The 20,921-nt window shown below is 64.0% G+C and carries 21 protein-coding genes; 9 read left to right on the forward strand and 12 right to left on the reverse strand.

Features of this window, described 5'->3' with window-relative positions:
- Nucleotides 1-91: 91 nt before the first annotated feature.
- Nucleotides 92-340, forward strand: coding sequence for a hypothetical protein (locus IVA93_RS19940; protein WP_018454443.1), 249 nt, complete (start codon nucleotides 92-94; stop codon nucleotides 338-340).
- Nucleotides 341-361: 21 nt separating this feature from the next.
- On the opposite strand, the gene IVA93_RS19945 is transcribed toward IVA93_RS19940, so the two are convergent.
- Complete coding sequence (locus tag IVA93_RS19945; RefSeq protein ID WP_018454444.1) at nucleotides 362-1,876, reverse strand: caspase family protein; 1,515 nt, start codon at nucleotides 1,874-1,876, stop codon at nucleotides 362-364.
- A gap of 210 nt (nucleotides 1,877-2,086) precedes the next feature.
- Between IVA93_RS19945 and IVA93_RS19950 the strand changes: the two genes are divergently transcribed.
- The 4 genes from IVA93_RS19950 (at nucleotide 2,087) to fabA (ending at nucleotide 6,766) form a co-directional block, all read left to right on the forward strand.
- On the forward strand, nucleotides 2,087-3,052 hold the full coding sequence (locus IVA93_RS19950) for a helix-turn-helix transcriptional regulator (protein WP_247368537.1): 966 nt from the start codon (nucleotides 2,087-2,089) through the stop codon (nucleotides 3,050-3,052).
- 272 nt (nucleotides 3,053-3,324) lie between these two features.
- On the forward strand, nucleotides 3,325-4,893 hold the full coding sequence (locus tag IVA93_RS19955; protein ID WP_247789212.1) for a DEAD/DEAH box helicase: 1,569 nt from the start codon (nucleotides 3,325-3,327) through the stop codon (nucleotides 4,891-4,893).
- Between the two features lie 166 nt (nucleotides 4,894-5,059).
- Complete coding sequence (locus tag IVA93_RS19960) at nucleotides 5,060-6,127, forward strand: GGDEF domain-containing protein (protein ID WP_018454447.1); 1,068 nt, start codon at nucleotides 5,060-5,062, stop codon at nucleotides 6,125-6,127.
- A gap of 108 nt (nucleotides 6,128-6,235) precedes the next feature.
- Nucleotides 6,236-6,766 (forward strand): bifunctional 3-hydroxydecanoyl-ACP dehydratase/trans-2-decenoyl-ACP isomerase, encoded by a 531-nt coding sequence (gene fabA, locus IVA93_RS19965; RefSeq protein ID WP_247368546.1) that lies wholly within the window; start codon nucleotides 6,236-6,238, stop codon nucleotides 6,764-6,766.
- 60 nt (nucleotides 6,767-6,826) lie between these two features.
- Here the strand turns inward: fabA and IVA93_RS19970 are convergent, their stop codons facing one another.
- The 8 genes from IVA93_RS19970 to IVA93_RS20005 form a co-directional block, all read right to left on the reverse strand.
- Nucleotides 6,827-7,267, reverse strand: coding sequence for a TfoX/Sxy family protein (locus IVA93_RS19970; protein ID WP_018454449.1), 441 nt, complete (start codon nucleotides 7,265-7,267; stop codon nucleotides 6,827-6,829).
- A 181-nt stretch (nucleotides 7,268-7,448) separates the two neighbouring features.
- Nucleotides 7,449-7,859 (reverse strand): HesB/IscA family protein, encoded by a 411-nt coding sequence (locus IVA93_RS19975; protein WP_007609828.1) that lies wholly within the window; start codon nucleotides 7,857-7,859, stop codon nucleotides 7,449-7,451.
- Nucleotides 7,860-7,933: 74 nt separating this feature from the next.
- On the reverse strand, nucleotides 7,934-8,305 hold the full coding sequence (locus IVA93_RS19980; protein WP_007591551.1) for an SUF system Fe-S cluster assembly protein: 372 nt from the start codon (nucleotides 8,303-8,305) through the stop codon (nucleotides 7,934-7,936).
- Nucleotides 8,302-9,549: a cysteine desulfurase gene (locus IVA93_RS19985; RefSeq protein WP_204511094.1), complete on the reverse strand. Its 1,248-nt coding sequence runs from the start codon at nucleotides 9,547-9,549 to the stop codon at nucleotides 8,302-8,304. Before IVA93_RS19985 ends, IVA93_RS19980 begins: the two co-directional genes overlap by 4 nt.
- Nucleotides 9,546-10,850: a Fe-S cluster assembly protein SufD gene (gene sufD, locus IVA93_RS19990; RefSeq protein WP_247368548.1), complete on the reverse strand. Its 1,305-nt coding sequence runs from the start codon at nucleotides 10,848-10,850 to the stop codon at nucleotides 9,546-9,548. The genes IVA93_RS19985 and sufD overlap by 4 nt, the downstream gene beginning before the upstream one ends.
- 11 nt (nucleotides 10,851-10,861) lie before the next feature.
- The gene (sufC, locus tag IVA93_RS19995) at nucleotides 10,862-11,614 is read right to left on the reverse strand and encodes a Fe-S cluster assembly ATPase SufC (protein ID WP_007609807.1); all 753 of its coding nucleotides are present in this window, start codon (nucleotides 11,612-11,614) and stop codon (nucleotides 10,862-10,864) included.
- 62 nt (nucleotides 11,615-11,676) lie between these two features.
- Nucleotides 11,677-13,173 (reverse strand): Fe-S cluster assembly protein SufB, encoded by a 1,497-nt coding sequence (sufB, locus tag IVA93_RS20000; RefSeq protein WP_247368549.1) that lies wholly within the window; start codon nucleotides 13,171-13,173, stop codon nucleotides 11,677-11,679.
- A 116-nt stretch (nucleotides 13,174-13,289) separates the two neighbouring features.
- Nucleotides 13,290-14,429, reverse strand: a complete 1,140-nt coding sequence (locus tag IVA93_RS20005) for a cysteine desulfurase family protein (protein WP_247368550.1) — start codon at nucleotides 14,427-14,429, stop codon at nucleotides 13,290-13,292.
- Nucleotides 14,430-14,772: 343 nt separating this feature from the next.
- On the opposite strand from IVA93_RS20005, the gene IVA93_RS20010 reads away from it, so the two are divergent.
- The gene (locus IVA93_RS20010) at nucleotides 14,773-15,420 is read left to right on the forward strand and encodes an alpha/beta hydrolase (RefSeq protein ID WP_007591562.1); all 648 of its coding nucleotides are present in this window, start codon (nucleotides 14,773-14,775) and stop codon (nucleotides 15,418-15,420) included.
- A gap of 7 nt (nucleotides 15,421-15,427) precedes the next feature.
- Nucleotides 15,428-15,940, forward strand: coding sequence for a DUF1697 domain-containing protein (locus IVA93_RS20015; RefSeq protein ID WP_247368552.1), 513 nt, complete (start codon nucleotides 15,428-15,430; stop codon nucleotides 15,938-15,940).
- Here IVA93_RS20015 and IVA93_RS20020 read toward each other — a convergent pair.
- The 3 genes from IVA93_RS20020 to IVA93_RS20030 all read right to left on the reverse strand — a co-directional run bounded on the left by IVA93_RS20020 (nucleotide 15,937) and on the right by IVA93_RS20030 (nucleotide 18,150).
- Entirely contained in the window at nucleotides 15,937-16,260 is a 324-nt protein-coding gene (locus IVA93_RS20020) for a DMT family transporter (protein ID WP_039799056.1), read from the reverse strand. The genes IVA93_RS20015 and IVA93_RS20020 overlap by 4 nt on opposite strands.
- A gap of 10 nt (nucleotides 16,261-16,270) precedes the next feature.
- Nucleotides 16,271-16,948 (reverse strand): glutathione S-transferase family protein, encoded by a 678-nt coding sequence (locus IVA93_RS20025; RefSeq protein WP_247368554.1) that lies wholly within the window; start codon nucleotides 16,946-16,948, stop codon nucleotides 16,271-16,273.
- Nucleotides 16,949-17,046: 98 nt separating this feature from the next.
- A complete protein-coding gene (locus tag IVA93_RS20030; RefSeq protein WP_247368556.1) occupies nucleotides 17,047-18,150 on the reverse strand; it encodes an anhydro-N-acetylmuramic acid kinase in 1,104 nt (367 codons plus the stop codon).
- Between the two features lie 164 nt (nucleotides 18,151-18,314).
- On the opposite strand from IVA93_RS20030, the gene tyrS reads away from it, so the two are divergent.
- Entirely contained in the window at nucleotides 18,315-19,568 is a 1,254-nt protein-coding gene (gene tyrS, locus IVA93_RS20035; protein ID WP_018454459.1) for a tyrosine--tRNA ligase, read from the forward strand.
- Nucleotides 19,569-19,625: 57 nt separating this feature from the next.
- Entirely contained in the window at nucleotides 19,626-20,897 is a 1,272-nt protein-coding gene (locus IVA93_RS20040) for an MFS transporter (RefSeq protein WP_085353503.1), read from the forward strand.
- Nucleotides 20,898-20,921 lie beyond the last annotated feature (24 nt).

Consider the following 20,921-nt stretch of genomic DNA (forward strand, 5'->3'; position numbering starts at 1 on the left):
TTCTGTGCAGTGCAGCAAGCAAGATTCATTTGCTGCGGTTGTGAATGGCCGTTAGCCTTGCCTCCAATTCCGACTCATTCGGGAAATTGCAGTGCAGACAATCCTCATACTGCTCGGCGTCTGGATCCTGATCAACGTGCTTTTCGTCTTGATCATGATCGCACCGCGCAGGCCGCCGCTTGCGCCGGTGCGCATCGAACAGAACGGTTATCCGCACGAGGAGCAGGTCAAGCTCCTGCCGCGCCAAGTCATCATCTCGATCGCGATGGGCGCTTTCTTCCCGCTGACCCCGTCCTTGATCGAGGCCCTCAAACGCTTCATCCGGAAGCGCCGCGAATAGCTAAGCGGCCTGCTCGACACCTCAGTTGTTGCTGCGGTTCGCGCTGCGGAAGCTCTTGATCTCCGACACGCTGCCGTCGCGATAGGTCAGCTCCACCGAGATGAACTGCGTTGCCGGCGCGAGCTTCATGGAGAGCGGCATGCCGGCGCTGATCGCACTGGGATCGCGCATGTCGCAGCCCGGCATCTTCAACACCTGGTTCGGAACGGCGGTATCGATGCCGATGCGCACCTCGCGGATGGCGCAGCGGTAGGACACTAGGTGCGTGTAGTAGACCAGCAGCCCGTTGAACTCGCGGAATGACAGCCAGCTCGTCGCGGTCATGTCCAGGATCTTGCGCTGGTCACGGATCAGCGCGGCTTCGGGATCGAACCTGATCGGGAACGGCCCCTGCATGTCACCGGATTGGTCGACATAGCGAACCTCGATGGTGCCGGCCTGCGCGTCCGGCGGCAATTCGATCGACGGGTTCGGCATCCTCTTGCGCGTGCGCGGGTCGAGCGTATCGATGAAGCCGGTTTCGCGGAAGTCGCCGTTGCCGGCCATGCGCCAGGAAACGCCGAGGGTCGGATCGGCAAAGGAGAACACCACGCTCCAGCCGCCATTGTGACGCGAGAAGCTCGCGATCGGCGCGTTGGTGGTCTCCTCCTTCGGCACGCGCGGCACCGACACCGGTGGCAGCGCCGCGAGCTTCTGCGCCGGCGGATCGGCCGGGCGCGCGGCGGCATCCTTGGCGATGCCGCTGAGGAAGACGTCATCGACCATCTGATCGAAATAGACCGGCACCTGCCTGTGCTTGACAGTGTCGGCCATCTCGCTCACGAGACGGCGCGTACGCTGCGCCACTTGCACCAGGTTCTCGCCGGGCTGGAGCAGTTCCTTGGCGAAGGTGCGCGTGAATACCGAATTGGGATTGGCGTCGTCATTGGAGAGGCGGTCGAGCGCGGTCTGGCGCGGGCCCGCCGAGAAGACCGAGAACACGCCTTCGGGCAGCTGCACCATCGGGGCAAGCCCGCCGCCACCGGAGACGGCGCGGGTACCCTTGCGCTCGAACGGGTTGTTGCGGCAGGCGTCGAACACCAGGATCGAGGTCCGCGCCTTCTTGTTCTGGAGGCGCTCGACGATGCGATCGGCCAGGATGGAGGCGTCACGCACCAGTTCTTCCTGCCCTTCCGTCGCCGCGGGCACGTCCGTCGGCAGCAGATAGTTCTGGCCTGCGATCTCGAAGCCGTGGCCGGCATAGAAGAAGAACGCGGTGTCGCCGGGCTCGATCGTCCGATCGAACGCGAGCAGCGTCTCCGAAAATTGCTGCCGGCTCTGGTTTTCGGCGAGCATCACGGAGAATCCGAGCTGCTTCAGCGTATCGCCCATGGTGCGGGCGTCGTTGACCGCCTTGAGCAGCTTCGGAACGTTCCTGTAGTCGTTGTTGCCGACGACGAGCGCAACGCGCTTCTCGGCACAGGCGGGAAGCGCGAAACCGCTGAGGCCGGCCGCAAGGCCAAGCGCTGCCAGTACTCTGAGAAGCCGACGCGTCATCGAAAATCCCTCAAGAACGGCCCACGCCGGTTCCCTCGAACAGCGGTTCATGGGAACCGCGCCTTTGATGTGATAGTCGGCCCAGCCACATCGCTGGTTCAACCGCCCTGAGGACTCAGGTCTGTTGTCCAGCCTATGGTAGATGCCACCGGAATTTGCTTTTTCTCGGTCAATTCTTGTGGGCAATTCCGCTGGAAGCGAGGGGCCGCCGTGTATCGCTGGTGCACCGACGAGGTCGAGCCGCACGACCGCATCGACTTTTGGCGCGAGGTGCGCGCCAAGGGCCTGTTCGGCGTCACCGTCGAACTCGAGCCCGAACGCCGCGCGAACTTCTTCGGCGAATTCTCGCTGCGCCGGCTTGGCGGAGCCGGCCTCGTCGAGCTGAAGGCCTCCCATTACACGGTCGAGCGCAGCGTGACCGACATCGCTCACGCGCCGGGCGACAGCCTCTGCGTCTATCAGCAGCTCGGCAGCGGCGCGTGGTTCGGCGGCATGCGCGGCAGCGACTTCACGATCGCCAATGGCAGCTTCGCCACCAGCCATACCGACCAGACCTATCGCGCCACGCCGCTGGGCACGGGCGGCTTCCACCTGCGGATCCTGAAGATTCCCGTGAGCGGCCTCTCCATGCAGGACAAGCGCATGCGCGAGCTTGCGCCCCGGACGTTCGACGATCCCGGCTTGAAGCCCCTGCTCGACGCCTGCTTCGCCGATCTCGGTACGGTTGCCGCGGGTGATGACGGCGCCGCCGATGCCGCTTCGCTCGTCGAGGCTTTAGCCCATCTGGCGCTGATCGAGCGCGGCATGCTGCGGGCCGGCAGCCGCCTCGGGCAGGCCGCGCTGCGGACCGCCCGGCTCTCGCAGGCACGGCGCCTGATCGCGCGGCACCTGCAAGACCCAAATCTGGCGCCGGCCATGGTGGCCGACCTGCTCGGTGTCTCCGTGCATCACCTACATACGTTGTTCGAAAGCGCGGCCAGGAGTTTCTCGCAAACCGTGACGGACGAACGCCTGAACCAGAGCCGCCGCCTGATGCGCGAAGCCCCGGACCGGTTGATTGCCGACATCGCGACCTCCTGCGGCTTCGAGAGCGTCGCGACCTATTACCGGGTCTTCAACGCCGCCTACGGGATCGCGCCCGGCGACTTCCGCGCGCAGGGGCCGGAGGGGCGCTAGCCGACGTTTGGGCGGAAAACCGCAGCCGCTCCCACTATTTGGGCGAAAACCTCAGGTTTTTTAGGGCCTTCCCGCGCCCGCTCCATTGACTTTGGCCGATTCCCCCCTATGTTCCGTGGCGACGCGGCTCAGATCGAAGAGCGATTCCTGAGCTTGGCGCTTTGTTCGCGTGAGTCAGCACCCCCAGCTTCTTTGAGAGCGCGCCGTTTTGGGGTGGAACGCGACAGCCTTATTACCCTCGATTCCGAACGGCGGTTTCGACCAGAGGCTCAATGTCTTTTACCCATCTCGGACTATCCGAAAAAGTCCTCGCTGCAGTGGCGGCCACCGGTTACACCATCCCCACCCCCATTCAGGAACAGGCAATCCCTCACGTCCTCGCTCGCAAGGACGTGCTCGGCATCGCCCAGACTGGCACCGGCAAGACCGCGGCCTTCGTGCTGCCGATGCTCACCATCCTCGAAAAGGGTCGCGCCCGGGCGCGCATGCCGCGCACCCTGATCCTTGAGCCGACCCGCGAACTCGCGGCGCAGGTGAAGGAAAACTTCGACCGCTACGGCGCGGGCCAGAAACTCAACGTCGCCCTCCTGATCGGCGGCGTTTCCTTCGGCGACCAGGATGCCAAGCTGACGCGCGGCGTCGACGTGCTGATCGCCACTCCCGGCCGCCTGCTCGACCACACGGAGCGCGGCGGCCTGCTGCTCACCGGCGTCGAGCTGCTCGTCATCGACGAAGCCGACCGCATGCTGGACATGGGCTTCATTCCCGACATCGAGCGCGTCTGCAAGCTCGTCCCGTTCACGCGGCAGACCCTGTTCTTCACCGCGACCATGCCGCCGGAGATCCGGCGCATCACCGAAACCTTCCTGCACAATCCGCAGAAGATCGAGGTATCGAAGCCCGCCACCACCGCTGTCACCGTTACGCAGTGTCAGGTCCCGGCCGGGCGCGAGGCGCACGAGAAGCGCGAGCTGCTTCGCCGATTGCTGCGCGAGGCCAAGGATCTCCAGAACGCGATCATCTTCTGCAATCGCAAGCGCGAGGTCGCCGTCGTTCACAAATCGCTGCAAAAGCACGGCTTCAGCGTCGGCGCGCTGCACGGCGACATGGACCAGTCGGCCCGCACGGCGGCACTCGAGCAGTTCCGCAAGGGCGAGCTGCCCCTCCTGGTCGCATCCGACGTCGCCGCCCGCGGCCTCGACATCCCCGAGGTCAGCCACGTCTTCAATTTCGACGTTCCCCACCATCCCGACGATTATGTCCACCGCGTCGGCCGCACCGGTCGCGCAGGCCGGTCCGGCATGGCGATCTCGCTCGTCACGCCGCTCGACCAGAAGTCGATGGTGGCGATCGAGAAGCTGATCGGCCAGAGCATTCCACGCGCGGAGGGCGATTTCGAAGTCCGCACCGATGCTTTCGACGCGAGCGAGCGTCCGCGCGAGCAGCGCGGCCGTGAACGTTCACGCGGCGGACGCGGCAAGCCGCAGCGCGGCCGCGATCGTGAGCGAAGCCACGAGCCGCGCGAACCGCGTGGCGAGGCACAGCCTTCGGCCGAAGCACGGTCCGCTCCCGAGACAAGGCCCGCTTCCGAAGCAAGGCCCGCGCGCGAGGCAAGGCCTCCGCGTGAAGCAAGACCTTCGCGTGAAGCCAGGCCGCCGCGCGAAGCCAAGCCATCATCCGAGCCGCGTGACGGTGCGCGCCAGCAGGCCAATCCGTCGCATGTGCCGTCGATCGGCCGTCCCGAGCCGCGCCGCCAACGCGAAGCCGACAGCGAGCCGGGTGACCACTCGCATCTGCCGGCCTTTCTGCTGCGTCCAGTTCGCTCCCCCGCCGGCGCCTGAAGCACGATGCGCGCCCGGCTTTGGTTGAAACCAAGCCGGCGCGCACTTTTTCGGATGCATTCGTGGACGTATATTTACGGGGCGTTCACGATCGTCCGTTAGCCTACGAACATAATTTAAGTATTGCTGCGGTCGTCGGCGCGCCGATCGCTGTGGGGTATGTTCCGTGGTCAAGGTGCTCGACGAACACGAACGCACGATGGCGTTCGCCGAGGTGGCGCTCGGTCAGATCCGATCGCTACGGCAGACGGCTATTCCCCGCAATTACGAGATCTGGTACGTCTACGCCACCGGCTACAACGCCCCGCTCAACAAGATCATCAACGAGACGCTGACGCGAAGCGGCAAGCTGACCGAAGCCGATCTCGATCAGATCTACGAGACCTATCTCTCCCACATCAAGACCACCGAGCGCATCGACAAGGTCGGCGCGCGCGTCATCGGCGAGATCGACGACGTCATAAAGGTTCTCGGCGACGCGCTCGCGATGACCGGCTCCTACGATGCGAGCCTGTCGGACGCGACCAAAAAGCTGTCATCGGCCGAAAGCCGCGAGCAGATCAAGTCGATCGTCGAGACGCTGCTGCATTCGACCAGCGAGATGCGCGAGACCAACAAGGCGCTGGAAGACCGGCTGACGCTCTCGAGGAGCGAGATCAGCAACCTCCAGCAGAGCCTGGAGGCGATCCGCGCCGAGAGCCTGACCGATCCGCTGACGGGGCTCGGCAACCGCAAATATTTCGATCGCATGATCGACATGGCCGTGCAAGGCGCGCTCGCCTCCGGCGAGCCGCTGTCGCTGCTGCTGGTCGACATCGATCATTTCAAGTCGTTCAACGATTCCTACGGCCATCTCACCGGCGACCAGGTGCTGCGGCTGGTCGGCCTGTCGCTGAAGCAGACCATCAAGGGCCAGGACATCACCGCCCGCTATGGCGGCGAGGAATTCGCGGTCGTGCTGCCCAACACCGCGCTGCGCCAGGCCCTCACGGTGGCCGATCACATCCGCCGCGCGGTGATGGCGAAGGAACTAAAGAAGAAGTCCACCGGCGAAATCCTCGGCCGGGTCACCATCTCCGTCGGCGTCTCCATGCTCAAGCAGGGCGACGACACCGATGCGCTGATCGAACGCGCGGATGCCTGCCTGTACGCCGCCAAACGCAACGGCCGCAACCGCGTGATCTGCGAGGCCGACCCGGAATTCGCGGTCGAGACGCATAACCGGGTGGCGTGAATCCGAAGCTGCGCACCGACAGCCGCGCTTGACATTCTGACCCGACGAACGACATCTCCCTCGCCGTCTTGAGGCGTCCGACTGCGAGCATCCGGAGGACTTTTCGCCTTGCCAAACCCGCATGATTTTCACTCACCGCAACCGTCCTACACCAGGGACGAGTTGCTGAGATCGAGCGAGGGCGGCTATTTCGGCCCGGACAACGCGCAATTGCCGGCACCGCCCATGCTGATGATGGATCGCATCACGGAGATCAGCCTGGATGGCGGAGAGTTCGGCAAGGGCCATATCGTCGGCGAACTCGACATCGCGCCGGGCCATTGGTTCTTCGATTGCCACTATCACGGCGATGCAACGATGCCAGCGTCTCTGGGTTTGGATGCCATGTGGCAGATGGTCGGCTACTGGCTGGGATGGTCGGGCTCGCCGGGCAAGGGCCGCGCCATCGGCGTCGGCGAAGTCGCGTGCACGGGCGAGGTCACACCGAACGCGCAACGCGTGCGCTACGAGGTCTCCATGAGGATGGTCCGGCGCGGCAAGCTGGTGCTCGGAATTGCCGACGGTCGCGTGCTGGCCGACGGCGTCTGCGTCTTCACCGCCAGGGACATGCGGGTTGGTCTGACCAAGGCCGTGGAGTGAAGTCCCATCGGGTGGGCAAAGGCGCTCAGCGCCATGCCCATCATCTCCCACACCAGCACCTCAGCGGAGGGCACGCTTCGCTTTGCCCGCCCTGCGCACTGTTTTCTTCTTGGTCGGCCGCTTCGTTGCAACGGGCTTCTTCGCAACCTTCTTCGCCGCCTTCTTCACCTTGGGCGGCTTCTTCACCTTGGCGCGCTGGGCAGCAGCAAGCGCGGCCCTCGCCCATTGCGCGAGTTCCGCGGAATCGTCGAACAGGCGGGCCGGCAGCTCCCAATAGGAGTTCACCACCACGGTCTTGGCGCGGGTCGAGTATTGGAACGGCTTCGAGCCTTCCGCCTCAAAATCCGGGATGGTCATCTCGTCAGCGCGGAAGAACAGGCCGGCGCGCAAGGCCAGCGCGAAGTTGACGCCGTCGGCGGAGATGCCGTAGCCGGAGAACATTTTCCGGATGGCGACGGGGCCGAAATCGGCGAACAGGTCGATCAGAAATTCGCGGTCCATGGCTGAACTATTTCCGCACGGTCGTCCTGGCGAAAGCCAGGACCCATTCCACGGGAGGTAGTTTAGCGAAGACTGCCAGTCGTGCCAGCGTCGGTATTGGCACCGACGATCACCGCGAGATCACGCGGTATGGATCCTGGCCTTCGCCAGGACGACAGCGGAGCGATTTGCGAGAAACGGACTACCCGTCGATCTGCGCCGGGCGCAGCTCGACGGACTCGCCGCAGCCGCAGGCGGAAATCTGGTTGGGGTTGTTGAAGACGAACTGGGCCTGCATCTTGTCGGCCTTGTAGTCCATCTCGGTGCCGAGCAGGAACAGCACGGCCTTCGGATCGACCAGGATCTTGACGCCCTTGTCCTCGACGACCTCGTCGGTCGGGCGGACATCATGGGCGTATTCGACGGTGTAGGACTGTCCGGCACAGCCGCCGTTCTTGACGCCGACGCGCAGGCCAACGATCTCGGAATCGGCCCGCTGGGTCAGCTCGCTGATGCGCTGGGCGGCAGCGTCCGTCAGCCGCATGACCTGCGGGCGGGGCCGCCTCGGCTTTGGAGTGGATGCTGGTGTCGAGCCCGACGATATCTGTGTCATGTCAATGATGTGGTCCGTTGCCGAGCGAATTCAATGCCAAGGATCTAACAAGGATCTAAAGCCGAGGTTACGCGTCACCACATGTTGAGCACGAGGCGGGCCTCGTCGCTCATGCGTTCCGGCGTCCATGCCGGCTCCCAGACCACCTTGACGTCGACCACGCCGACGCCGGGGACGCTGGCGACCGCGTTCTCGACCATGGTCGGCAGCTCGCCGGCGGCCGGACAATTCGGCGTCGTCAGGGTCATCTGGACGTCGACGGAACGATCGTCCTTGATCTCGACCTTGTAGATCAGGCCGAGCTCGTAGATATCAGCCGGGATTTCCGGGTCGAACACGGTCTTGAGCCCGGCGATGATCTCGGTGGTGAGACGCTCGGTCTCCTCAGGCGGCAGCGCCGACTGGGTTTCCATCGGATTGGCTTTGATTTCGGCCGTGTCACTCATGCGAACAAATCCCGCGCCTTCAACAGCGCCTGTGCCAGATGATCGACTTCTTCCCGCGTATTATACATGCCGAACGACGCCCGGCATGTGGCTGTGACGTTGAACCGCTCTAAAAGCGGCATCACGCAATGGGTGCCGGCGCGCACCGCGATGCCCTGGCGGTCGATCACGGTGGCGACGTCGTGGGCGTGCGCGCCCTTGAGTTCGAAGGAGATCACCGGGCCCTTGCCCCGCGCCGTGCCGATCAGCCGCAGCGAGTTGATCTCGCGCAGCTTATCCTGGGCGTAGGTGACGAGATCGTGCTCGTGCGCGGCGATGCGCTCCTTGCCGATCGAATTGACGTAGTCGATCGCGGCGCCGAGCCCGACGGCCTCGACGATCGCCGGCGTGCCGGCCTCGAATTTGTGCGGGGGATCGCCGTAGGTGACGATGTCGCGCGAGACCTCGCGGATCATTTCGCCGCCGCCGTTATAGGGGCGCATCGCGACCAGGTGGTCGTAGTTGGCCCAGAGCACGCCGATGCCGGTCGGCCCGTAGACCTTGTGGCCGGTGAAGACATAGAAGTCGCAGCCGAGGTCCTGGACGTCGACTGGGATATGCACCGCGCCCTGGCTGCCGTCGACCAGCACGGGAATGCCGCGGGCGTGGGCGATCTTCACGACGTCCTTGACCGGGACGATGGTGCCAAGCGCGTTCGACATCTGCGTGATCGCGACCAGCTTGGTCTTCGACGTCAGCAGCTTTTCGAATTCGTCGATGAGGAAATTGCCCTCGTCGTCGACCGGCGCCCATTTGATCACGGCACCATGGCGTTCCCTGAGGAAATGCCAGGGCACGATGTTGGAGTGGTGCTCCATGATCGAAATGACGATCTCGTCGCCTGCTTTGATGTTCGGCTCGCCCCAGGACGAGGCGACGAGGTTGATCGCCTCGGTCGCGTTGCGGGTGAAGATCACTTCCTCGGTCCGCGGCGCGTTGATGAACTGCGCCACCTTGGTGCGGCCGCCCTCATAGGCTTCGGTCGCGGCGTTGGCGAGATAATGCAGGCCGCGGTGCACGTTGGCGTATTCGGAGGTGTAGGCCTGCGTCATGCGATCGAGCACGGCGCTCGGCTTCTGCGCAGATGCGGCGTTGTCGAGATAGACCAGCGGCTTGCCGTAGATCTGCATGGCCAGCGCCGGAAAATCCTGGCGCACGCGCGCAACGTCGTAAGAGCCGTTCTTGACTGCCGGATGCGTGCTCATTGGCGCCGCTCCAGCCAGCGCTCGGCAATGCCGATCACGTGCTCGCGCAGATCATCGTCGGCGATCTGCTCGATCGCCTCGCCCACGAAAGCCTGGATCAGCAGCGCCTGGGCCTGCTTCTCCGGCAGGCCGCGCGCCTTCAGATAGAACAGCAGACTGTCGTCCAGCGCACCGGCGGTGGCGCCGTGACCGCAGGAGACGTCGTCCGCAAAGATCTCGAGCTCGGGCTTGTTGTCGGCTTCCGCCTCATCCGAGAGCAGCAGCGCGCGGATCATCATCTTGCCGTCGGTCTTCTGCGCATCGGGACGAACGATGATGCGGCCCTGGAACACCGAATGGGCGCGATCGTCGATCACGGCGCGGAAAACTTCTCGGCTGACGCAGTTCGGCACGGCATGGTCGACCACCAGCGTGGTGTCGCCATGTTCGGTCTTCTGCAACAGGTTCACGCCGTTGACGGAGAGCTCGCTGCCCTCGCCTGCCAGCGTGATGAAGCCCTGCAGGCGGCTGACTGCCGCGCCGGTCGTCATGTTAAAGAAGTTCAGCTTTGTATTCGCGCCGACCGTGACGAACTGCGAGGTGATGTTCACAGCATCCGGCGAATCGTCCATCAGACGGATATGCGCGATGTCGGCATTATCGCCAACCGAGAGGATGACGGCATCGTTGACCTGGTAAGCCTTGGCGCCGGCCGCGACAAAGCTCTCGATGATCGTGGCACGAGCGCCCTTCCCGACCGCAACCTGCGAGCGGGTGAAAGCCGACGCGGAAGATGCAACCGCGATGTGAATGATCTGGATCGGCGCGGACAGCTGCGTGCCGTCGGCGATATGAAGCACGACACCGTCGGTCGCCATCGCGGCGTTCAGCGCGATCACCGCATCGGTGGCCGCGGTCTTTAACAGACCGGAATCCTTCTCCAGCGTCTCCCGCAATGTCTTAAAGCCCGCCTCGGAGGCCAGCGCCTTGACGTCGGAGAGATCGGGAGCGAACACGCCGTCGACCAGCACCAGCTTGCGGGCGCCCGTGATCGCATGCGCTTTCACCGCGTCCGCGGCGCGCTTCAACGCAGTCGCATCGGGCGCAGCCGCGAGCGGCAGTACCTCGCCGACCAGCGCGCGCAGATCGGTGTACTTCCACTCCTCGATCCGGCGGTGCGGCAGGCCGAGACGCTCATAGGTCTCGAACGCCTCGCGGCGTACCGCGATCACGGAAGGCGAACCCGGCAGCCGGCCTTCGGCGCTGGCGAAGAGATCGCTCACCGCGCGGCCGTTTCCGGTCTTTGCCACAGCAACGTTCATCTCAAAATTCCTTACGCGGCGTCCTCGAACTGGGCGTAGCCGGACGCTTCCAGCTCCAGCGCCAGTTCCTTGCCGCCGCTCTTCACGACACGGCCTTTTGACATCACGTGCACGACGTCAGGCACGATGTAGTTCAGCAGCCGCTGATAATGGGTGATGACGACCATCGCGCGCTTGGGCGAATGCAGCGCGTTGACGCCGTCGGCCGCAATCCGCAGCGCGTCGATGTCGAGGCCGGAATCCATCTCGTCGAGGATGCACAGGCTCGGCTCGAACAGCGCCATCTGCAGTACCTCGTTGCGCTTCTTCTCGCCGCCGGAGAAGCCGACATTGACACCGCGCTTGAGCATGTCCTGCGGGATGTTCAGCGACTTCGAGACTTCGCGGACTTTCTTCAAAAAGTCGGGCGTCGAATATTCGCCCTCGCCGCGCGCCTTGCGCTGCGCGTTCAGCGCGGTGCGCAGGAAATTCATGGTGGAGACGCCGGGGATCTCGACCGGATACTGGAACGCCAGGAACACGCCCTTGGCGGCCCGTTCGTTGGGCGCCATCGCGAGCAGGTCTTCGCCCTTGAACAGGATCTCGCCGTCGGTGACCTCGTAACCAGGCTTGCCGGCGATGACGTGGGACAGCGTCGATTTGCCGGAGCCGTTCGGCCCCATGATCGCGTGGATCTCGCCCTCGTTCACGGTCAGCGTCAACCCATGGAGGATCTCACGCTCCTCGACACGAACCTTGAGGTCTTTCACTTCAAGCAAAGCCATCTTGGTGTCCAGTTTATTCAAATGATGCATAGGGCGCGCGACGCGCGCCGCGAGGGCCGGCGCTAGCCGACCGATCCTTCAAGCGAGATCGAGATCAGCTTCTGCGCTTCCACCGCGAATTCCATCGGCAGTTGCTGCAGCACGTCCTTGACGAAGCCGTTGACGACGAGGCCGACCGCCTCCTCCTGCGTGAGGCCGCGCTGGATGCAGTAGAACAGCACGTCCTCGGAGATCTTGGACGTGGTGGCCTCGTGCTCGAACGTCGCCGACGAGTTCTTGGCTTCGATGTAGGGCACGGTGTGCGCGCCGCATTTGTCGCCGATCAACAGCGAATCGCAGGCGGTGAAGTTGCGCGCGCCGGTCGCCTTGCGATGCGCGGTAACGAGCCCGCGATAGGTGTTCTGCGACTTGCCGGCTGCGATTCCCTTGGAGATGATGCGGCTCGACGTATTCTTGCCGAGATGGATCATCTTGGTGCCGCTGTCGACCTGCTGATAGCCATTCGAGATCGCGATCGAGTAGAATTCACCACGCGAATTGTCGCCGCGCAGGATGCAGCTCGGATACTTCCAGGTGATCGCCGAACCAGTCTCGACCTGGGTCCAGGAGATCTTGGAATTGTTGCCGCGGCAGTCACCACGCTTGGTGACGAAATTGTAGATGCCGCCCTTGCCTTCCGAATTGCCGGGATACCAGTTCTGCACCGTCGAATATTTGATCTCGGCTTCGTCGTGCGTGACGAGCTCGACCACGGCCGCGTGCAGCTGGTTCTCGTCGCGCTGCGGCGCGGTGCAGCCCTCGAGATAAGAGACGTAGGAGCCCTTGTCGGCAATGATCAGCGTGCGCTCGAACTGGCCAGTGTTGCGCTCGTTGATGCGGAAGTAGGTGGACAGTTCCATCGGGCAGCGCACGCCCGGCGGCACGTAAACGAACGAGCCGTCCGAGAACACCGCCGAGTTCAGCGTTGCGTAGAAATTGTCCGACGTCGGCACCACGGATCCCAGATATTTCTGCACCAGCTCGGGATGCTCGCGGATCGCCTCCGAGATCGGCATGAAGATCACGCCGGCCTTCTTCAGCTCGGCCTTGAAGGTGGTCGCAACCGAGACCGAATCGAACACCGCGTCGACCGCGATCTTGCGCCTGTTGGGGTCTTCCTCGCCGGGCTTCGGCTCGACGCCTTCGAGCATGGCGACTTCCCGCAAGGGAATGCCGAGCTTCTCGTAGGTCTTGAGGATTTCGGGATCGATCTCGTCGAGCGAGGTGATCGTCTTTTTCGGCTTCGGCGCCGAATAGTAATAGAGGTCCTGGAAGTCGATCTTGGGATAGTCGACGCGGGCCCAGGTTGGCTCGGTCATGGTCAGCCAACGCCGATAGGCCTCGAGCCGCCACTGGAGCATCCAGGCGGGTTCGTTCTTCTTCTCGGAGATGAACTTGACGGTCTCTTCCGACAGCCCCTTGGGGGCCTTGTCGGACTCGATCAGGGTCTCAAACCCATAACGATACTGGTCGACGTCGATGCGCTTCACGCGCTCGACCGTCTCTTGCACGGCTGGCATTCTATCCTCCGCTCGCGGTTTCAAGGACCGCGGTGGATCATCAAACTCGGACGACTATTACGATGTTTCTTGGCGGGACGCACGCGCTTAGAACCGTTCAAGGCGTGTTTCATCGCTTATCCCTTAAGTAGGGTATTACCGAGCTTTCGCCAAGCCTCTAACGCCCTGTTGATGTCATCCGGCTCCGTGGACCAGCCCAGACTGAGACGCACCGCTCCTTGGGCGACGGTCGGATCATACCCCATTGCCGACAACACGTGGGACGGCTGCACCTTGCCCGAGGAACAGGCAGATCCCGAGGACACCGCGACACCTTCGAGGTCGAAACCGATCACCGCCGTCTCGGCTTTCAACCCGGGAGCCGTGAAAAGAACGGTGTTAGGTAACCGCCCAACATCACTTGAGAAGACCGTTGCACCCGCCATGGAGCGAATGCCATTTTCCAAGCGATCTCTTAGGCTTGCCATCCGCTCCGCATCCTCGGGCAAAGCCTGAAGGGCGACCCGCACCGCTGCGCCGAAGCCGGCAATACCGGCGACATTCTCGGTTCCGGCGCGCCGGTTGAGCTCCTGCCCGCCGCCTCGGAGCAACGGCTCAAGTCCGGCCACGCCCTCGGCCACGACCAGCGCGCCGACCCCCTTGGGGCCGCCGATCTTGTGTGCAGAAAAGGTCGCAAGGTCTGCGCCGATCACTTTGATATCAAATGAGATTTTTCCAAACGACTGGATTGCGTCGACGTGCAGCAGGCCGCCAGCCCCGTGAACGATTCCCGCGGCCTCGGCGATGGGCTGCAGCGCGCCCGTCTCGTTGTTGGCCGCCATGATGGAGACCAGCGCCGGCGGGCCGTCGCCGAGCAGCGCCTTCAAATGGTCGAGGTCGATCACGCCGGAGCGCGTGACCCTGATCTGACCAATCTGATCGGTCGGGAACCGGCCGCCCGCCAGCACCGAAGCATGCTCGACAGCCGAGACCAGAAGCCGCTCGACAGGCCCGCCAGAGGGCCCTCGAAGACCCGGTGACAGCGCCAGCGCGTTGGCTTCGGTTCCCGTGGAGGTAAAAACCGCGTTCCGCGGCAGCGCGCCGACGGAGGTCGCAAGCAGGGCCCGCGCGTCCTCGACAAGGCGCCGCGCCTCGCGCCCCTCGGCATGAACCGAGGACGGATTGCCGATGAGCTCGGAGGCTGCGAGCATCGCGCTTCGGGCCTCGGCGCGAAGCGGCGTGGTCGCATTCCAGTCGAGATAGATGCGGCTCGGCATAGAGTATTATATTACCTGAGACTGATTGCTGCGCCAGCGCTGGTACCCGACATGGGCTCCCCTGGAGCACTTGGCAATCTCGATTCCGGATTCCCCCATCGCGCGACGACGCGGCCATGACGCTAACGCCTTGAGCTCATTGGGCGATGTTCAAGATGCTTGCTTTTTGACCCTCGGCTCATGTTAGAACGCGCGCGTCAGTTCGCCGCGCGCCGCTCGCGCATCATCCGAGGGCGCCGCTCCACCCTTCCATTCGCGGCTTGATCGGCCCAGCAGCCGATGAAATCCGCACAATCGGTTGATTGTTGAAGAGCGTCTTCAAGGGATCAATCAAGAGATCATCATGCCTGAAGTTATTTTCACCGGCCCCGCCGGCCGCCTCGAAGGCCGCTACCATCCGGCCAAGCAGAAGAACGCGCCAATCGCGATGGTCCTGCATCCGCATCCGCAGTTCCACGGCACGATGAATCATCAGATCATCTACCAGTGCTACTATGCGTTCGCGCATCGCGGCTTCTCGGTGCTGCGTTTCAATTTCCGTGGCGTCGGCCGCAGCCAGGGCTCGTTCGACCACGGCACCGGCGAATTGTCGGACGCGGCCGCGGCGCTCGACTGGGCGCAGACCATCAATCCCGAAGCGCGCGCCTGCTGGGTTGCCGGCTTCTCCTTCGGCGCCTGGATCGGCATGCAGCTGCTGATGCGCCGCCCCGAGGTCGAGGGCTTCATCTCGATCGCGCCGCCCGCCAACCTCTACGACTTCTCGTTCCTCGCACCCTGCCCGTCCTCGGGGCTGATCGTGCATGGCGAGAAGGACGCGGTGGTGCCGCCCAAGGACGTCAACACGCTGGTCGAGAAGCTGAAGACCCAGAAGGGCATCGTGATCGACCAGCAGGTCATCCCGGGCGCCAACCACTTCTTCGACGCCAAGCTCGAGCCGCTGATGGAAACCATCACCGCCTATCTCGACATGCGCCTCGCCAACGTGCGCTGAGCTTTCCGTGGGTGCGTTCATCGTATTGCTGCGTGCCGTGAATGTCGGCGGCACCGGCAAATTGCCGATGAGCGAACTCAAGGCCATGTGCGAGGAGCTCGGCTACGCCGCCGTGCGCACCTATATTGCAAGCGGCAACGTCGTCTTCACAAGCCGCAAGTCGCAATCTGCGATCAAGACCGCACTCGAAAAGCGATTGCACGCCTATGCCGGCGCGCCGGTCGGCGTGCTCGTGCGCAGCGCCACCGAGATGGCGCAGGTCTTGGCCGATAATCCGTTTCCAAAGGCCGCCCCCAACCGTACCGTCGCGATCTTCCTCGACAAGGCGCCGCCGGCGGATGCGCTCGCCGGCATTCGCGGCCAGAACAAGGAGGAGATCCGCCTCGGCCGCCGCGAGATCTACGTGCATTACGGCGACGGCATGGGCACGTCGAAGCTGGTCATCCCCGCCGCCAAGACCGGCACCGCGCGCAACATGAAAACGATCGCGACGCTCGCGAAAATGGCCGCAGAGCTCTAGGCCAGCTTGAGCGCCGCGATCCCCGTCAGCACCAGCAGGATCCCCGCGATCTTCATCGCGCTCAGCGCCTCGCCGAACAGCACCACACCCATGACGACGGTGCCGGCGGCGCCGATGCCGGTCCAGACCGAATAGGCGACGCCGACCTCGAGCACCTTCAAAGCACGCCCGAGCAGGACAACGAAGGCTACGAGCAGCACGAGCGAAACGACGCTCCAGCCAGCGCGCGTGTAGCCTTCCGCATATTTCATCGAGATCGCCCAGCCAACATCGAGTGCGCCTGCGATCACCAGCATCAGCCAGGCCATGGATTGCGACATCGGCGTGGGCTCAGGCCGCAAGCTTGAGCAGATGCGCGTCGTGGCGCACGAGGAAGGCGCGCAGCAATTGCGGATAGTCCGCGCCCACCGCAGTACGGACGCTCGGACGCTTCGCCAGTTCGGCGCGCCATGCGCGGACCTTCGGCACATCGCGGAAAATGCCGTGGTCGGTCAGCTCGTCGAACAGATCGAAGTAGCGGAAGACGGGGGCGAATACGGCGTCGACGAGACTGAACGCTTCGCCAGCAAAATAAGGACCGGCACCGAGCGCCGCTTCGACCCGGGCGAACTTCACCATCAGCGCCTGGCGCTTGCTCTCGAACGTCGCCGCATCGGTCGTGGTCTCTAGGCCCCAGAGATCGGCGAGCACTGCTGAACCGAACTCCATCCACGCCCGGTGCTCGGCACGCTCCAAGGCATCCGCCGGATGCAGTCTCACGCCGCCTTGCGTCTCCTCGATGTACTCGCAGATCACGTTGCTCTCGAACAGCGCGACCTCGCCCTTCTCGCTCGTCACGACCAACACCGGCACCTTGCCGAGCGGCGACAGTTTGAGAAACCAGTCGGGCTTATTGGCGAGATCGATGTCGACCCGCTCGAACAGCACGCCCTTCTCGTTGAGCGCGATCACCGCGCGCTGCACATAGGGGCAAAGCTTGTGGCTGATCAGTTTCAGTGAAGCGGTCATGGCGAGAAACCCGACGGTTAGATGCAACTGCATCAAAGATAGATGCATGTGCATCTACCTGTCAAGATCAATGCATCTGCATCATCCCGCCTATGATCTCAAGGCCGCGCGATCACCCCGCCCGTCATCGGCATCGGCACGCCCGTGGTCCCGGGATACGACAGCGGCAGGCCCTTCAGGCCGCGCGCGGCGAGGAAGCCGAAGGCCTGCGCCTCGATGGCGTCGGAGGCCCAGCCGACTGCCTCCGCGGCCTCGACAGTGGCGGACCCAACGCGCTCCCGCAGCATCTGGAGCATGGTCCGGTTGCGGGCGCCGCCGCCGCAGACGATCCAGCTCCGCGGCCTGCGTGGCAGCAGCGGGATGATGCGGGCGATGGCCGCCGCGGTGAAGGCGGTCAGGGTCGCGGCGCCGTCGGCCGGCAGGACATCGCCGAGCTTTAGTGCTGCAAAATCGTTGCGGTCGAGCGATTTCGGCGGCGGGCTTACGAAGAACGGCAGCTCCAGCGCCCGCGCGATCCAGGCTTCGTCCGCCTTGCCGAGGGCTGCGAGCTTTCCGTCCGCGTCGAACGCCTGGTTCATGGTGCGGTACATGAAATCGTCGAGCAGCGCGTTGCCGGGTCCGGTGTCGCAGGCAATCAGCGTGTCGTTGCCGTCGATATAGGTGATGTTGGAGACGCCGCCGATATTGACCACGATGATCGGCCCTTCGCGCTCCAGCGAATGGGCGAGCGCGCGGTGATAAACCGGCACAAATGGCGCGCCCTGCCCGCCGGCCTCGACGTCGGCGGCGCGAAAATCATGCATCACCGGGATATGGATCGCCCTGGCCAGCGCCGGCGCGTCCCCGATCTGCACCGTCAGTCGCTTCTCGGGGCGGTGCAGCACGGTCTGGCCGTGGAAGCCGACGATGTCGATGTCTTCCGGCCTCATCCGGTTCTGGGCGACGAAGGCGGCCACCGCCTCGGCATGCGCGAGCGTCACTGCGCGTTCGGCCTCGGCCAGAACTCCCGGCCTAGCATCGCGTTGCGCCAGGTGCACCGCCTCGCTCAGCGCCTGCCGCAGCAGGTTGCGCTCGGCCGGAGTGTAGGGCCGGTAACCGGAGGGCCCGAATGCCTTCACCTGCTTTCCGTCGGTTTCGATCAGCGCGACATCCACCCCGTCCAGCGAGGTGCCGCTCATCAAACCGAGTGCCGTCAACATCATGGATCAGCGTCCTCAAGCGACCCTTCCGGCATGCCGATCTTGTGCCAGAGGGACACATCTTATAATGCCACAGGCCAAAGTGGCGGGCAGCAACCGAGTTCCCACGGAAGACCCTTAAATTGCTCCCAAAACAGTAAACCAAGAATTGTCAGGCGCGCCGACAAATGACTGCATTCAAATCGGATTTCCTCAACACGTTGCAGGAACGTGGATTCATCCACCAATGCTCCGATTTCGAGGGGCTGGACGCCCTCGCCGCCAAGGGCGAGGCGACGGCTTATGTCGGTTACGATTGCACCGCCCGCTCGCTGCACATCGGCAACTACCTGACCATGATGATGCTGCACTGGCTGCAGCAGTCCGGCAACAAGCCGATCACGCTGATGGGCGGCGGCACAACCATGGTCGGCGATCCCTCCGGCAAGGACGAGACGCGCGCGATCCGCACCGTCGCCGAGATCGAGGCCAACAAGGAATCGATCCGCGGCGTGTTCGCAAAGGTGCTGCGCTATGGCGGGGGCAAGAGCGACGCCATCATGCTCGACAATGCCGAGTGGCTGACAAAGCTCAACTACATCGAGATGCTGCGCGACGTCGGGCGGCATTTCTCGGTCAACCGCATGCTGACCATGGACTCCGTGCGCCTGCGCCTCGAGCGCGAGCAGGAGATGAGCTTCATCGAGTTCAACTACATGATCTGCCAGGCCTACGACTTCGTCGAGCTCGCCAGGCGGACCGGCTGCAACTTGCAGATGGGCGGCTCCGACCAGTGGGGCAACATCATCATGGGCGTCGATCTCGGCCGCCGCATGGGCACGCATCAGCTGTTCGCCCTGACGACGCCGCTGCTGACGACGGCGTCGGGGGCCAAGATGGGCAAGACCGCTCAGGGCGCGGTCTGGCTCAACGCCGACCAGTTCTCGCCGTATGATTTCTGGCAGTACTGGCGCAACACCGAAGACGCCGACGTCGGCAAGTTCCTCAAGCTGTTCACGACGCTGCCAATGACCGAGATCAGGAAGCTCGAGGCGCTCGGAGGCTCCGAGATCAACGAGGCCAAGAAGGTGCTCGCCACCGAGGCGACCGCGCTCCTGCATGGCCGCGACGCAGCGAACGAGGCGGCCGAGACCGCGCGCCGCACCTTCGAGGAAGGCGCGCTGGCCGAGAGCCTGCCGACCGTGGAAATTCCGCGCGGCGAGTTCGACGCCGGCCTCGGCGTGCTCAACGCCTTCGTCAAGGCGGGCCTCGTTGCCTCCAACGGCGAAGCACGGCGCCAGATCAAGGGCGGCGGCCTGCGCGTCAATGACGAGCCCGTCACCGACGAGAAGATGGCGTTGTCGGCGGCCGACCTGACGCCGGAAGGCGTGGTCAAGCTGTCGTTCGGCAAGAAGAAGCACATCCTCCTAAGGCCTGCATAGGCGTATGAGCTTTTCGCTGCTTGTCAGGGCGCGCTGAAGCGCGCTCCCTGATCGGCAATGGACCAGAACACGCTAGAGGAACAGTCCAAGCAAGCGACCAGGGAACGCGTCACGGCGACGCCGCAGGGCGTCGTGCGCACCGCGCTGGTGGTGCTCGCGCTCTGCTTCACACTCGCCGTGCTCGGCCGCGGCCTCAGCGAAAGCTTCACCGTCTTCCTGAAGCCGATCTCGGAAAACTTTGGCTGGGATCGCGCCCAAGTGGTCTCGATCTATTCGCTGACGTGGCTCGTCAGCGGACTGACGGCGCCGTTGGTCGGGCGCCTGTTCGATCATTCCGGACCGCGCATCGTCTATGCACTGGGCCTTTTGCTGCTCGGCTCGGCCTTCCTGATCGCAAGCCACGCGCAGTCACTCTGGCAGTTCCAGCTCTCGATCGGACTCTGCGTCGGCATTGGCGTCGCCTTCATCGGCAATGTGCCGAACTCGATCCTGCTGGGCCGCTGGTTCGGCCCAAAACTCCCGACCGCGATGGCGGTGGTCTACTCGGCCATGGGTGGCGGCGTGCTGGCGCTGCTGCCGGCCTCGCAGCTTTTGATCGATCATCTGGGGTGGCGCGAAACCTACCAGCTGTTCGGCTTCGCCGCGCTCGGCCTGCTGGTGCCGCTCATGCTGCTGCCATGGCGGCTGTTCGCCTCGGGCTCGCCGCAGATCGCGAAGAAGACCGATCCGGATTTCGTCGATCACGGCTGGACCCTTCCGAGCGCGATGCGCCATCACGCCTTCTGGGCGCTTTTCTCGACATTCTTCTTCACCGCGGTCGGCATGTATGCGATCGCCGCCCAGATCGTGGCCTATTTGATCGATGCCGGCTTTCCACCGCTGCAGGCCGCCACGGCCTGGGGCTTCTCCGGCATCGTGCTGGTGTTTGGCATGCTAGGCGTGTCCGCGCTCGACGGCCTGATCGGTCGCCGGCCGTCGGTGCTGCTCAGCTACGCGATCTCGATCCTCGGCATCTTCCTGCTGTGGCTGTTGCAATACTCCGCCAATTTCCTCCTGCTCACCGGATTCGTGGTCTGCTTCGGCAGCATGATGGGCTCACGTGGACCGCTGATCACGGCGACCGCGATGAAGATCTTTGGGGGCAAGCGCGTCGGCACCATCTACGGCACCATCTCGATCGGCAGCGGGCTCGGCTCGGCTTTCGGCTCCTGGAGCGGCGGCCTGATCCATGACGCGACCCATGGCTACAACGCGCTGCTCGCCTTCGCACTCGCGAGCGTGGTGCTCGGGATGATCCCGTTCCTGGTCGTGCCCGCCTTGCGGCGGTAGGTCTCCTGAAGGTAACTTGAGCGC

This window comes from Bradyrhizobium sp. 155, assembly GCF_023101105.1.
In the GTDB taxonomy this organism is placed as follows: Bacteria; Pseudomonadota; Alphaproteobacteria; order Rhizobiales; family Xanthobacteraceae; genus Bradyrhizobium; species Bradyrhizobium canariense_D.